We start from the raw sequence: 14187 nt of genomic DNA, 5'->3' as shown, positions 1-14187 counted from the left end.
AATGCGGCGGGCTGAGTACTTTCTATCGGCCAATCAATCGATGCGTGCGAGTATTCGCCGCGGCGTTCCATTGCTGCGCAACGCCGCCACGACTCGCGCAATACCTCAACGCCACATACGATAGCTGTAGACCGGCGCGCGATACGCATACACGCGCGGCTGCGCCCAATAGACCGGCGGACGATAAACCTGATAAGCGACAGGCGCGGCCGGTTGAACCACCGTTTCCACGACCTGCGGCATTTCATCGTATTGCGCCTGCGGATAAACCGGCACGTACTGCACGGGCGGCTGAGGATAGTCCTGCCGCACGTATACCGGCTGGTTGTCGTAGACCGGCTGCATCTGCGCGTAGGCCGGCGCCTGCTGGTATTGCATTGGCGGCGGCGCGTATTGCGGCTGCTGGTACACCTGCTGATATTGCTGTTGCGGCGGCGGTTGCGGCACCTGACGCTGCGCGTATTGGACCGGCCGCGGCTTCTGAGGCTGCGGCGGAATACTCGTGTACTTCGAGTTATCGTCTTCAGGAACGCCCGGCGGCAGCGGCGGCACGTCGACCCGCGCGACGTCGGTCCTGGCCGGTTGCCGCTGACCGTGATTGTGCGAGTCGATCATTGCCTGGTAATCGGCCTGATCCTGCTTGCCGCGATTGATATAGCCATTGCGATACGCGCGGGCCACGTCCGACATCTTCGCATTCGGATCTTCTTTCATGCCGTCCGCATTGACCTTGTACTCGTTCGGACTGAGCGAGCCGGCCGGCACCTCGTCGTCGGACGCATACGCTGCTTCGGGTCCGTCGGCCCACGCTGGATAACACTGCAGCGTTAGCACCGAAGCGACCGTCGTCACCCCGAGCCCCCAAAGCGTCGTTGTTCTCATGATCCACCTCGCGGCCGATTAAGAGTATTGAAAGCCGAAATTTTTACTTGCAGGTGTGGCTATTTGTCTGCGCGTGCAATTGTTATTTTTTAGCACATTCCTTTGACGTCGGCATTATTTTTTCTTTGCAAATGAGCGGTGTAGCGCACGAGTGACACGGCGGGTCCAAAGGCGAGTCAGGAGAAACCCTGAGAGTCAGAGTTGCCGAAATGGACCGTTTGGTACGGCGGCTTCGCACGCCGCCGCGGCGCGATTCTTTTCGCCCTGAATGACGTAGTAGCAACGCGGCCTTTTAGCGCGCCATGTCGTATCAAGCGCTACGCGACAACTCGGCTTTCCCTATTGCGCGCACTACCGTTCTCTGCTCGCGCGAAAGTCAAACAATTCGCACAAGGGACGGTCCGCAATTCACGTTGAATACCTTCCGAAAGATTCGCGGATTACGATTCACTTTATCTTTGCACGCGGCATTCGCTTTACTGAATACGGACATTTCCGTCCTGTCCCGGAGGCAGCCCATGAAAGACACCGCCACGCCAACCGCCGCGGATCGGGTTCCACTGACCGCCGCGCCTGCATCGAGCGCCGGTGACGACGGCTCGCTGCCGCATCTGCGCGAGATTGCGTCGTTCGGGCACCAGGTGACCGGCGTCGCCGTCGCCGCGGACGGACGCATCTTCGTCAACTTCCCGCGCTGGACAGAAGACGCGCCGATCTCCGTCGGCGTACTCACGCCCGATGGCGACGTCCGTCCTTATCCCGACGATCGATGGAACGGCTGGCGCAATGCCAGGCGTGACGAGTTGAACCCGCAGGATCGCTGGGTCTGCGTGCAGGCGATGCTGTGCGATTCCCAAAACAACCTGTGGGTACTCGACCCCGGCGCGCCGGCCCAGGCGTTCGTCGTGCCGGGTGCCCCTAAACTGGTCCGCATCGATCTTGCGACGGATAGCGTCGTCGGCTGCATTGCGTTCACGCTCGACATCGCGTCTCAGGGCAGCTATCTGAACGACGTGCGCATCAGTCCCGACGGCCGTTTCGCCTACATCACGGACTCTGGAACACGCGGCGCGATCGTGGTGGTCGATCTCGGCACCGGTCAAGCGCGCCGCGTGCTCGACGGGCATCCGTCGACGCAAACGGATCCGGGCGTCACGGTCCATGCAGGCGGCGCACCATTGCGGCGTCCCGATGGACGCGGCGTCGAATTGGCGGCCGACGGCATCGCACTCACTCGCGATGGACTGTATCTGTACTGGCAGGCGGTGAAGGGCAAAACGCTTTACCGCGCGCCCACCGAAGCGCTTCGCGATACCACGCTCGCGACCGATGAAGTCGGCAACCGCGTCGAGAAAGTGCTCGAGCATCGCCCCGCCGACGGGCTGCACATCGACCGGACGGGACGCCTGCTGATTACCGCGGTCGAAGAACACGCGGTGAAGGTATGGGACGGCGCGACATTGACGACGTTGCTGCACGAGGCCGGCCTGCGATGGCCGGATACGTTCGCGGAAGGGCCGGACGGCACGATCTACCTGACCGATTCACGCATTCCCGAGATGAACTGGTTCAAGCCGGGCCATCCCGACGCGCTGTCTTCGAGGTTGCTGATCATTGCCGACGCCGCTCCGTCAGCGGCGCCGAACACCAAACCGGGCACGCCGCCCGGCTCGCGAAGCGAAGCGGATCGGAACCGCTCACCCGACTGACGCCACACCGCAGCCGCCAACGGTCCGCGTTGCCCGGCGCGCCGAGGCCGGCCGGGAACGCGCCATGCTAGTGCAGGACAAGAGCTGGCGCGCGCCAGCGCGTCTGCCGTACATGCACGCGCCAAACGGCGCCCGGGGGGCGAGGGATGATCGGCGAAACCTCATTCGCAACGCGCTGCCCGCCTGAAAACGGACAGCCGATGGAGAACGTCGCATGACGATCGGCTGCCCCGAATGCGGCGCGCTCGAAGACATCCCGCCGCTCACCGCCCATACCTACGCGCGTTGCCGCGCCTGTCACTTTCCGCTCGAGCGGCGTAGCGGCCGAAGCCAGACCGCGGCGCTCGCCTGCGCGAGCGCGACCTTCGTATTGCTGTTTCCGGCCAACCTCGCGCCCCTGATGTATGTCCACATGCTCGGCGTCGAACGCTCATCACTGCTGTCGTCGGGCATCGTGCAGATGTGGAACGATGGCTGGTTCATTCTCGCGGTACTGCTCGGCACCTTCGGTATCGTGCTGCCATTCATCCGTTTTGGCGGCCTCGTGATCGTCCTCGCCGCGCTACGGCTCGGCCGGCGTACCAGAGGAATCGGCGCGCTGTTTCGCTGGACCACCTCGCTCGATGTCTGGACCATGCCCGATGTCTATCTGGTCGGCTGCTTCGTCGGTTACGCGCGCGTGACGCAGAACCTGACCGGCACGATCGCCCCCGGCGGCTACTGCTTCATCGCCGCGGCGCTGCTGTCGATGCTCACGCGCGCGTCGCTCGACCGGAGAACGGTGTGGCGCGCGATCGCCGCGGAAAACGAGTTGCCGGAACATGAAGCGCCGCTGTCCTGCACGGTTTGCGATCTGGTCGTGCCGATGTCGCAGGAGGGGCGCCCCTGCCCTCGCTGCGCACTGACGTTGCGCGCTCGCAAAACCGACGCCGTCGTGCGCGCGGCTGCGCTGTCGCTCGCCGCGCTCGTTCTGACGATCCCGGCCAACTTCTTTCCGATGACCACTTCGATGCAACTCGGGCGGACCCACTCAACCCGGATCATCGACGGCGTCTACCAGCTGTTTCACGCTGGCCTGTGGCCGCTCGGCATTCTGATCATCTGTACGAGCATCGTCATTCCGGTGGCGAAGATTCTCGGCATGGCATGGTTCGTCGTCTCCGTTCGGCGCCGTTCGCGCCGGCATCTGCGGGTCAAGGCGCATCTGTACCGCCTGATCGACGAACTCGGCCGATGGTCGTACGTCGACGTGTTCACGATCGCCGCGTTCGTGCCGCTGATCGAGTTCGACGGCATCGCCTCGGCGAGACCCGCCATCGGCGCCACCGCGTTCGCGCTGGTCGTGTTTCTGACGATGGCCGCTTCGCGCGCATTCGACCCGCGCCTGATGTGGGACGTCCACCCGCGGAGCAAGCGATGAGCGGCACGCGTCCCCGTCGTTCGCAAGCTCAGGTGCGGCGCAGCTCGTGGCCCGGCTGGATCTGGGCGGTGCCGGTCGCAGCCTTCGCGATGGCCGGATGGCTCGGCGTTCGCGCGTTGATGCATCATGGCGAGACGGTCACGGTAACCTTCGACAACGCGTACGGCATGAAGCCCGACGACACGATCGTCACGCTGCGCGGCGTGAAGGTCGGCGCCGTCTCGGAGATTACGCTCGCGCCCGATGGCCGACACGTGCAAGCCGAGCTAAAGATAGATCGCGCCGAAAAAAAGTATCTGCGCAGCGAGACCAGGTTTTATCTGCGCGGCGCACACGTGGATCTCAACGATCCAGCGTCGATCAAGGGAGTGCTGACCGGCCCCGAGATCGTGATGGAGCCCGGGCCCGGCGAACCGGCATCGCATTTCGACGGTGTCGATCGCCGCCCCGCGCTCGCGCCGGGGCACGGCCCGGTCGTCACCTATCTGGTGCGCTTCGAGGGCGCCGTCGGCGACCTGAAGAGTGGTGCCGATGTGCAATTGCGCGGTTTCGACGTGGGCACCGTCACCAGCGTGCGCCTGAACTACGACGCACGCACGGGCGCGCTGAGCACCCCGGTGCAGATCGCGCTGAACCCGTCGCAGCTTGGCATCGTCGGCGCGCCGCCACCGGCCAACGGGGACTGGCGCCCGCTCGTCGACGGCATGCTCACCCGCCTCGTCGCCACAGGCTTGCGCGCGCGGTTATCGCAAGATCCGCCGCTCGTCGGCGCGGACAAGATCAACCTCGACTTCGTGCAAGGCGCGCCGGTGGCGACGCTCGCCAGCGAGGACGGCCTGCCCGTCATTCCGAGTGTCGCCGCCGCGAATCTCGACACGACGATGGCCAAGGCCAACGAGGTGATCCAGAAAATCGACGATCTTCCGATCCGGCAAACCGGCGAACAGGTCCGCAGTATCGCCGCGCATATCAACGCGCTCAGTTCCTCGCCTCAGATTAAGGACAGCCTGACGCACATCGACCACTCGGTCGCGCAGATCGATCACACGTTGCAGCAGGTCTCGCCACAGATCGGTCCGCTCGTCGCGCAATTGCGCGAGACGGCGAACGCGGCCGATCGCACCGTTGCCGCGGCGAACCGGACGCTAGGCGGCGACGCGTCGAGCCAGAACGACCTGCCTGCCGCCATGCAGGAGCTGACCGACACCGCACGCTCGATTCGGGCACTGGCCGACTATCTCGACCGCCATCCGGAGGCGCTGATCCGTGGCAGGCAGCAGGAGGCTCAATGATGACGAGGTCCACGTTCCCCGTCGGACGCGCCGTCGCGGCATCGCTCGCGACGAGCGTCAGGACGGCGGCGTTTGTCGTAACCGTCGCGGCGATGACGCTCGCCGGATGCGGACACAGCATACCGACACGCTATGTGACGTTGAACCCGATGCCCGCCGACGCGCCGCCCGCCACGGCGCCGATCCCACCGATTCAACTGACTGCCGTGCATATTCCCGCGGTGCTCGATCGGCTCGAAGTCGTCACGCTGGCTTCGCAGAACCGGCTGACGATCGACGATAGCGACCGGTGGGGCGCACCGCTCGCTCTGATGATGCGCAAAACGCTTGCCCAGGACTTGCTCATGCGACTGCCCGCCGGATCGTTCGTCGTTCCGGAGGCACCCGCGCCGCCCGGCACGCGCAGGCTGGTCGTCACCGTGCTGAATGCCACGGCCGACCCGAGCGGCACGCTGACGCTGCAAGCGGAGTGGACGCTGCTGGCCGGGCACTCGGATCAGGCGCCGCTGCGGCAGCAGGTGACGCTCGACTCCGCGATCAATGGACACGATGCGCTCGCGCAGGCGGCCGCGTTGAGCCGCGTTCTCGGCGATTTAGCCGACCGGATCGCGGCGTCGGTCCTCGCGCACTGACCGACGGCGTCGAGTTCGCTGCTGCGCCGATCACGCAGTACCGTTATCGCCTTTCCTTGCGGAAAGCCGGTTGAAACGCTGCTCGACCACGCGTGTTCCCCATTGCGTGCCTTCCGATTCTTCACTTAGCCGAAAGCCGAATGACTCGTACAGATGACGCGCCGCGTCGAGCCCCTTGAACGTCCATAGATAGGTTTCGTCGAACCGCTCGTCGACGAAACGCATGGCATGCGACAGCAATTGCCGTCCAATCCCGGAGCCGCGCAAAGAATCGTCGACGATGAACCAGCGCAAATGAGCGACACCCGTGTCGTTATCCCCGTCGATCACGACAGACGCGAGCGTGCGGCCGTTTTCGACGTATAGCCAAAGCCCTTTACCTTTCAACCGCTTGACGGTCAACGCCAACGGCACAGTAAAGAAGATATGCGACATGAACCCGCCGATAATCACGGCCGGGTCGAAGTAAGCCGGATGGTTTGAACTACACATCGGAACTTCAAATCGGATTGCCCAGCGGACAGCGCTGCCTTGATGCGCGGCCTTTAAACGGCGTCGGGTACCTGACGAGTCTTCAGAAACGCTTCGAGCGTTTCGCCGCGCATGCTCGCGTACACGCCGAGATTGGTGATCTTCACCACACGCGCGAACTTCTCGAGCACGAAGAAAGACACCCCATAACGGATCAGACCGATCCAGTCGGTGTTGTCGACCAGCGTGCGTTCTTCCGGCGTCAGGCCGGCCGCATCGTATGAGGCGGTGCGGTTTTCGAGCCACAGCGCGCGCGCCGACGCTTCGCGCATCTGCCAGAAAAAGCGGTTCAGGCGCATCGCCTTCATGCTCTGGCGGATATCGAACGGATACGTGCCGGTCAGTTCTTCGACGCCAACCAGTTGCGGATTCATTACGCCACCTCTTCGTCGTAGATCGTCACGGCCATCGCGGTGCTGGTCGCCAGGTAGTAGTTGCGATGCAGTTCGCGGACCTTCTGACCCAGCGCGCCGCGCATCGCGAGCCACATGATCGTCTCGACGCTTTCCGCGCCGCCGAGGCGCACGTAATCGACGTGCTTCATCGCGGCAAGACGCTCCGGATCGCTGACGATCACGTCGAGGAATTCCATGTCCCATTCGGTGTTGTTGAAGCCGCTGCGTTCGCCATGCACCTGGTGCGACAGCCCGCCCGTGCCGACCACCACGACCTTCAGATCCTGCTCGAACGATTCGATCGCGCGACGCAGCGCCTGGCCGAGCCGGTAGCAGCGATTCGCGGTGGGCAGCGGATACTGCAGCACGTTCACTTCGAGCGGCACCAGCGACAGCGGCCAGCCGCCCTGATGCGGCAGCATCAGCGACAGCGGCGAATTGACGCCGTGATCGAGCGGGCGGTCCTGGAAGACGGTCAGATCGAATTCGTCGGCGACCAGTTGTTCGACGATATGGATCGCGAGATCCGGATGACCGGCGATGTCGGGCAGCGGACGCTTGCCGGCGCCTTCATCGGCGAACTCGTGGTTGGGCGACACGCCGAGCGCGAACGTGGGATAGCAGTCGAAGAAGAAGCTGTTCGCGTGGTCGTTGTAGAACATCACCATCACGTCGGGCTTGTGCTCGGCCAGCCACTGCGCCACCGGTTCATAACCCTTGAACATCGGCGCCCATGCCGGTTCGTTCTGCTTGCCCTTGTCGTACGCCAACCCGATCGTGGGTACATGGGACGTGCCGATACCACCAATGATTCTTGCCATATTCGTTCTCTTCCGTCACTTCGTGCTGCTGCCAATCGGATAGGTCGCCAGGTTTACCGCGCTAGTCACCACGACCGTCTTGGGATACAAAGATAGAAATTGTGCCGCGATACGGGAAGCACGGGTATACCTCAGGCAGCGCCGGGTTGATGAGGAAAAACCCGGCATTTGCGCGGCCGGAGCGCGGATGAAGCGCACCCCGAACCACGCCGCGCAGGGCTCCCTCGGTATCCCAAGCTCGTGAGGCAAGCCTTCCGCGACGCCTTGGCATCTCGGCACGCGATAAATAAAACAGATGGCCCGGAAAACAACTCGCAACGCACATTTCCAAGACTTGGAGCGGTGCTGCACGCGTGGCTATACTGCGCTGCTTCCGACGCGCGATGAAACGATGAACGAGACCACCCAGCAAGCGATTGTGCAGACCTTACGCGAGAAGATCCTGTCGGGCGAACTGTCGCCCGGGCAGCGGCTCGTCGAAGCGCAGCTTGCGCAATGGCTCGGCGTGTCGCGCACGCCGCTGCGTTATGCGTTGAGCGTGCTGTCGTCGGAAGGCCTGCTCGATCGTTCAGGCTCGCGCGGTTACGTCGTGCGCCGCTTCAGCGTGCGCGACGTGCTCGACGCGATCGACGTGCGCGGCGTGCTCGAGGGACTCGCCGCGCGCTCGGTCGCCGAAAACGGCGTGAGCCCCGCGCTCGCCGCCGCGCTCGACGACTGCCTTCGTGAAGGCGACGCGATCTTCGAGCAAAAGCATCTGCAAGCAGGCGACGACGTGCGCTACGCGCAGATGAACGGCCGCTTTCATGCGCTGATCGTCGAAGCGGCGCAGAACCAGGCGGTCACGGCCGCGCTCAGTCTGAACGACAAGGTGCCGTTCGTGTCGCCGTTCACGATCGCGTTCGACGAATCCGCGCGCGAGCGTCAATTCATGATGCTGACGTACGCGCATCGCCAGCATCACGCGATCGTCGACGCGCTGAAAAAAGGCGAAGGCGCGCGCGTCGATGCGTTGATGAAGGAGCACACGCAGATCTCGAAGGAAAGTCTGAATCTGTCGCTGCCGTCGTTGCATCTGATCGCGGGCGCGGCATGAGCAACGACACGCTTTCCGCCGCCACCAGCCAGGCGAGCGCCAAAGCGCCGCTGTCGGTCAGCAGCAAGGACCTGCTCAATCTCGCGCAACTGCGCGCATTCCGGCTCGTCGCCGAGATGGGCAGCGCGACGCGCGCGGCGGCCGCGTTGTTTCGCGCGCAGTCGGCGGTCACGCGCTCCGTGCAGGAGCTCGAGTCGGCGCTCGGCGAACCGCTGTTCGATCGCGGTCCTTCGGGCATGCTGCCCACTCCGGTCGGCCGCGCGGTGCTGCATCGCTGCGAGCGGATCTTCGCCGAACTCGAAGAACTCGCCCGATGGTGCGCCGCGCGACAGACGCGCCGCCGGCCCGTCGCGGAAGGCGCATTGCCCGCGTACCTGCTCAACACGCGGCGGTTGCAACTATTCGCGGCGCTCGCGCGGCATCGGCATATGCCGAGCGCGGCAAAAACCTTCGGCATCAGCCAGCCCGCGGTGAGCACCGCGATCCGGGTACTCGAAAGCGGCTCGGGACTGAGTCTGTTTCACCGCAGCCCGCGCGGCATTCTGCTGACGGCCGAGGGCGAGACGTTCCTGCTTCACGTACGCCGCGCGCTGAACGAACTGCGCCACGTCCCCGACGATATCGCCGCATTGCACGGCAAGATTCAGGGCTCGGTGACAGTCGGCGCGTTGCCGCTCGGGCGCACGCTGATCCTGCCGAAGGCGATCGCGCGAATGACCTCGGAGAATCCGGGCGTACGCGTGGTCACCGACGAAAGCGCATACGAGACGCTCGTGGCCGGTCTGCGCGCGGGCGACATCGATTTCATTCTCGGCGCGCTGCGCGACAACGACGCGACGAGCGGCCTGAAAAACGAGCGGCTGATGTCGGAAAACATGGTGGTGCTGGTGCGCCGCGGTCATCCGCTGACTCACGCGCACGATCTGACCATCATGGGTCTGCGCGACGCGCAGTGGATTCTGCCGCGCAGCAACGCGCCGGCGCGTGCGCTGTTCGAAACGCAATTCAAGCGGATGAAGGTGAAGCCGCCTCTGCCGACCGTCGAGACCGCCGACCTCGCGGTGATTCGCGGCCTGCTGCTCGGTACCGACATGGCGGCGGCCTTGTCGGCGCAGCAGCTGCATCACGAGATTCAGTCCGGGCAATTGGTGGTGCTCGATGTACCGCTGCACAACACGCGGCGCGAGATCGGCCTGACGATGCGCGCGGCGGGCACGCCGTCACCGGCCGCGCGCGCATTGATCGACGCGATCCGGCTGTCGGTCGTCGATGTGACGCGCACCGTCAGTATCGGCGCGAACTGAGCACTTCCATTGATCAGGGCGACAAAGAGTGGAGGCTTCTTGCGTTGCGCCTGGTTCGTGCGTCCATGGGCATTGGAAAAGGACTTCGTCATAAACCTGCGAAGACGCGCACCGCATTGGACCGCCGCGCATGGAACCGTGCCGGCTCCGGCACGAGCCGCAAGCGGAAATAGCATAGCGAATGACGCGTTAATGAAGCATCGCCGTATCACGTGCGGCAACAATTCTCCGACAATAGAAGAGCGCGCACCTCACCACGCGGCGCCTCGACGACACCCGGAGAAAACGTAATGAACAAACGCCAGTTCCTGACCAGCGCCGCGGCACTGGGCGCGGCGGTCGCGCCCGCATTTGGCGCGAAGCGTGAGCACGCCGAATGCGGGCCGTCTCCGGTCGTCCTGACGAACTCCGGCGCGATCAAGCACAGCAATCGCGGCGCGCTCAATCCCGCTTTCGATCAACTGCTGGCGAAGCACCAGGTGAAGTTTTCGCAAGCGTACGGCGTCGATCTGCCGTGGCTCGCCAGCATGAAGACCGTGACGATCCATCCGACGATCGAATACGATGCGCACATGCATACGTTTAGCGGCCCGCTGCTCACCGACGTGCTCGCAAACGTCGGCGCGCCCGACGCGGGCAGCACGCAAATCGTCATGCACGCGGTCGATGGCTACGCGGTGTTGACGACGCTCGACAAGGTGCGCGAGTATCACTTCATCGTCGCGACACAAATGGACGGCAAGCCGCTGGCGCTCGGCGGCGTGGGGCCGTTATGGGCGATCTACGACGCCGATCAGATTCCCGAACTCGCGGCCAAGCCACTGAAGGACCGCTTCGAATTGTCGCCGTGGGGCCTGTATCACATGCAGCTCACAGAGGCGTCATAGCGCGCCACCGAATCGCTCGACGCACGCCTGCCGCACGCGCTCGACCGAGCTCGCCCACTGACCCAGCGCGAACGAACACGCACCGGCAATATTGAACGCTTCGGCCCGCTGATCGTTCGGCAAGGCGGAATCTTCGAGCTGCGGCGCGACGAGGGGCAACGCGTCGACGAACTGCCCGGCCGAACATAGCGCCACGGCTCGCTGGTTGTCGCCTCGGCCTCAGCGCCCCGAAATAAGCGCTTTTTCACCGTCTAATCCGCCGTTATGCCCGTCATTGCGAATGAAAGGATCGCGCGGTGATGCTAGAATCGCGCCCGTCTTTTCTTCGACGATCATGACTCGACACTCACGCAACCACCTGACCGCATGGCTTGGCCTCGTCGCCATGTGGCTCGTCGTGTTCGCGCCGCTCGTGAGTCAGTTGCTCGAATCGGGCCGCGCCCACGAGCCGATTGCCGCGCTATGTTCGGCGCTTCATCCGGCTGGTGCAAGCAATGCGAGCGATGCGAGCGTCGTCGCTCAAACCAGCCCCGCGCCCGTGCATCTGAGCCACGACGATGCCTTCGGCGCCTGCGGCTACTGTCATCTGCTCGAACATCACGTCGCGATGCCGACGCTCGCCGCCGTCGAGCCGCCGGCCGCGCTGCCGCTGGCCGGCACCGCGCCGCCCACGCTGTCCACCCGCTTCACCCCGCTTGGCGCCTTCCCGTCGGGACGTCCGCGCGCCCCACCTGCCGTTTCCTGATCGCTACCGGTTCTGATCGCGCCTTCGTCGCCCACATCGACGAGGCCTGCGATCGCCTGTTCAATGCATCGAGGAAACGCTCATGTTCAACTTCGCGCTGCGAAGGCTCTCTTATTGCGTCCGCCGTGACGCTGTCTTTTCCGCTCATCGCGCGGTTCGTCGTTCGGTTCTTTGGCCCGCGCTCATGCCTGCCTTCGTGCCGGCTTTCGTTGCAACACCCACGCATGCCGCCGACGCAAACACCGACGCGACGCTGCCCGCCGTCAGCGTCAGTGCGAGCGCAAGCGCAAGCGCGAGCGCCGCACCGCGCGCCGTCGACCCGAACCTGCCGGCCTCCGTCGAAACCGTGACGCGCGATCAGTTCGCGAACTGGAACGTCGTCAACACCGAGGACGTGCTCAAGTACATGCCGAACCTGGCGGTACGCAAGCGCTTTACCGGCGATCTGAATTCGATCATCGCGGTGCGCGGCACCAGCAATACGCAGAGCGCGCGCGGCCTCGTCTATGCGGACGGCTTGCTGCTGAGCAACCTGCTTGGCAATAGCTATTCGTTTCCGCCGCGCTGGTCGATGGTGTATCCCGACGAAATCCAGCAGGTCGACGTAATCTACGGGCCGTTTTCCGCGCTGTATCCGGGCAATTCGCTCGGCGCGACCGTGCTGATCAGCACGCGCATGCCAAAGCAGTTCGAGGCCAACGCCGACGTGAAGGCATTCACGCAGCACTTCAGCCTGTTCGGCGTGAACCAGAGCTTCAACGGCAGCGAAGCGAGCGCGTCGATCGGCGATAGCATCGGCAAGTTCTCGTACCGGCTCGGCGTCAATCATCTCGAGAACACGAGTCAGCCGCTGCAATTCGCAACACTCGCTAAATCGACCACGCCCGCAAAGGCCGGCGACACGCCCGTCACCGGCGCCTATTTCTACAACAACCAGACCAATGCGCCGACGGCCGTGCTCGGTGTGAACGGCGAAGGCATCGAGCACACGGTGCAGGACCAGTTCAAGCTGAAGATGCAGTACGACTTCACGCCGACGCTGCAAGGCGGCTTCACGCTCGGCTACTGGCACCAGACGTACAACAGCGAAACATCGACGTTCCTGCGCGACGCGGCCGGCAACCCTGTGTACAGCGGCAACGTATCGATCAACGGTTACCACTACACGATTCCGGCGGCCGCGTTTGCGCCGGGTGTCGGGCACAGCGAGAACTGGCTCTACGGCGTGTCGCTGAAAACGCGCAACGCGACCGGCTGGAACGGCGAGGCGATCGCCTCGTATTACGACATCGGCAATGGCGTCGCACGCACCGCGAATGCCGGCGGCCCGGGCAATGGCCCCGGCACTGTGCTGTTCAACGACGGCACCGGCTGGAAGACGCTGGACCTGCGCGGCACCTATACGCCCGCGACGAACCAGCCAGGACTGGCCAATCACGCACTGAGCGTCGGCTACCACTACGACAACTACTTCGTCGACAACCAGACCTACAACACGCTGAACTGGCGCGACGGCGACGCGACCTCGTTCGCCAACGCGTTCACCGGCAAGACGCAGACGCAAGCTCTTTATGCGCAGGACGCGTGGCGCTTTCTGCCGCGCTGGAAGCTCGTCTACGGCGCGCGCTATGAAGACTGGCAAGCCTACGATGGCGCACAGTCGCTGCCCGGCACGACGATCGCGTACAGCGATGCCAGCCAGCGCCACCTTTCGCCGAAGGCGTCGTTATCGTTCGATGTCAGCGACGAGCTGACTTTGCGCGCGTCGATCGCTCGCGCGTATCGCTTTCCGACCGCGAGCGAACTGTTCCAGGGGCAAATCAACGGCTCCGCGATCGTCAACAACAATCCATATTTGCAGCCCGAAGACGATCTGTCGAAAGAGCTGAGCGCCGAATGGGCGCATTGGAATGGCGTGTTCCGCTTCTCGCTGTTTCAGGACGACGTGAAGAACACGATCTTCAGTCAGACCGACACCACCGTGATTCCGAGCGTGACGAACTTCCAGAACATCGGCAAGGTTCGCTCGCGCGGCGTCGAAGCAAGCTATTCGGGCGAGGACGTGTTCGTGCGCGGGCTCGATCTGCTCGCGAGCGTCGCGTACACGCAGTCGAAGATCCTCGAGAACGCACGGAATCCGGCCTCGGTCGGCAAGTACTTCTACCGCATTCCGCTGTGGCGCGCGAATCTTGCCGCGACGTATCACTTCGACGCGCGCGCGGCGCTGACGCTCGCCGCGCGTTACTCGGGTCGTCAGTACAACACGCTGACGAATACCGACACGAACCCCAACGTGTTCGGCGGCACCAGCACCTACACGGTTGTCGACGCGAAGTTCACGTTCAAGCCGACGAAGCTCAGCGAACTCGGCATCGGCGTCGACAACCTGTTCGACGCGCGCTACTTCGTCTACCACCCGTATCCGGGCCGCACGTTTTATGTCGAAGCGAAGCTGCATATCTAAGCCTGATGCAAG

At 64.0% G+C, this 14187-nt stretch carries 13 protein-coding genes and 1 pseudogene; 9 read left to right on the top strand and 5 right to left on the bottom strand.

Annotated elements, in window-relative coordinates; genetic code table 11:
• Window positions 1–105: 105 nt before the first annotated feature.
• Window positions 106–882 carry a hypothetical protein gene (locus tag OKW35_RS24100; RefSeq protein WP_035471695.1) on the bottom strand — a complete coding sequence of 259 codons (777 nt, stop codon included), beginning with the start codon at window positions 880–882 and terminating at the stop codon, window positions 106–108.
• Window positions 883–1400: 518 nt separating this feature from the next.
• On the opposite strand from OKW35_RS24100, the gene OKW35_RS24095 reads away from it, so the two are divergent.
• The 4 genes from OKW35_RS24095 to OKW35_RS24080 all read left to right on the top strand — a co-directional run bounded on the left by OKW35_RS24095 (window position 1401) and on the right by OKW35_RS24080 (window position 5935).
• Complete coding sequence (locus OKW35_RS24095) at window positions 1401–2591, top strand: L-dopachrome tautomerase-related protein (RefSeq protein WP_429553304.1); 1191 nt, start codon at window positions 1401–1403, stop codon at window positions 2589–2591.
• Between the two features lie 214 nt (window positions 2592–2805).
• Entirely contained in the window at window positions 2806–4011 is a 1206-nt protein-coding gene (locus tag OKW35_RS24090; RefSeq protein WP_429553303.1) for a paraquat-inducible protein A, read from the top strand.
• A complete protein-coding gene (locus OKW35_RS24085) occupies window positions 4008–5303 on the top strand; it encodes an MlaD family protein (RefSeq protein ID WP_429553302.1) in 1296 nt (431 codons plus the stop codon). The genes OKW35_RS24090 and OKW35_RS24085 overlap by 4 nt, the downstream gene beginning before the upstream one ends.
• Window positions 5300–5935 (top strand): PqiC family protein, encoded by a 636-nt coding sequence (locus OKW35_RS24080; RefSeq protein WP_429553301.1) that lies wholly within the window; start codon window positions 5300–5302, stop codon window positions 5933–5935. The genes OKW35_RS24085 and OKW35_RS24080 overlap by 4 nt, the downstream gene beginning before the upstream one ends.
• 30 nt (window positions 5936–5965) lie before the next feature.
• On the opposite strand, the pseudogene OKW35_RS24075 reads toward OKW35_RS24080, so the two are convergent.
• From OKW35_RS24075 to OKW35_RS24065, 3 genes and pseudogenes are all read right to left on the bottom strand, one after another.
• A pseudogene (locus tag OKW35_RS24075) lies at window positions 5966–6319 on the bottom strand (GNAT family N-acetyltransferase); the annotation flags it as partial.
• A 161-nt stretch (window positions 6320–6480) separates the two neighbouring features.
• Entirely contained in the window at window positions 6481–6840 is a 360-nt protein-coding gene (locus tag OKW35_RS24070) for a protocatechuate 3,4-dioxygenase (RefSeq protein ID WP_090806862.1), read from the bottom strand.
• A complete protein-coding gene (locus OKW35_RS24065; RefSeq protein WP_429553300.1) occupies window positions 6840–7682 on the bottom strand; it encodes a gallate dioxygenase in 843 nt (280 codons plus the stop codon). The genes OKW35_RS24070 and OKW35_RS24065 overlap by 1 nt, the downstream gene beginning before the upstream one ends.
• A 391-nt stretch (window positions 7683–8073) precedes the next feature.
• Between OKW35_RS24065 and OKW35_RS24060 the strand changes: the two genes are divergently transcribed.
• From OKW35_RS24060 to OKW35_RS24050, 3 genes are all read left to right on the top strand, one after another.
• Complete coding sequence (locus OKW35_RS24060; RefSeq protein WP_184064402.1) at window positions 8074–8775, top strand: GntR family transcriptional regulator; 702 nt, start codon at window positions 8074–8076, stop codon at window positions 8773–8775.
• Window positions 8772–10079 (top strand): LysR family transcriptional regulator, encoded by a 1308-nt coding sequence (locus OKW35_RS24055; protein ID WP_429553299.1) that lies wholly within the window; start codon window positions 8772–8774, stop codon window positions 10077–10079. The genes OKW35_RS24060 and OKW35_RS24055 overlap by 4 nt, the downstream gene beginning before the upstream one ends.
• A gap of 290 nt (window positions 10080–10369) precedes the next feature.
• A complete protein-coding gene (locus OKW35_RS24050; protein WP_429553298.1) occupies window positions 10370–10966 on the top strand; it encodes a molybdopterin-dependent oxidoreductase in 597 nt (198 codons plus the stop codon).
• On the opposite strand, the gene OKW35_RS24045 is transcribed toward OKW35_RS24050, so the two are convergent.
• The gene (locus tag OKW35_RS24045) at window positions 10961–11161 is read right to left on the bottom strand and encodes a hypothetical protein (protein ID WP_184064755.1); all 201 of its coding nucleotides are present in this window, start codon (window positions 11159–11161) and stop codon (window positions 10961–10963) included. The genes OKW35_RS24050 and OKW35_RS24045 overlap by 6 nt on opposite strands.
• Window positions 11162–11300: 139 nt before the next feature.
• Here OKW35_RS24045 and OKW35_RS24040 point away from each other — a divergent pair, with 139 nt between their 5' ends.
• Entirely contained in the window at window positions 11301–11711 is a 411-nt protein-coding gene (locus OKW35_RS24040; protein WP_429553297.1) for a DUF2946 domain-containing protein, read from the top strand.
• Window positions 11712–11895: 184 nt separating this feature from the next.
• On the top strand, window positions 11896–14175 hold the full coding sequence (locus tag OKW35_RS24035) for a TonB-dependent receptor (RefSeq protein WP_429553296.1): 2280 nt from the start codon (window positions 11896–11898) through the stop codon (window positions 14173–14175).
• Window positions 14176–14187: the final 12 nt, after the last annotated feature.

The sequence above is a fragment of the Paraburkholderia sp. MM5477-R1 genome, assembly GCF_050436385.1.
GTDB lineage: Bacteria > Pseudomonadota > Gammaproteobacteria > Burkholderiales > Burkholderiaceae > Paraburkholderia > Paraburkholderia tuberum.
Note: the sequence above shows the minus strand (reverse complement) of the source record. Positions and strands in the feature narration are given on the sequence as shown.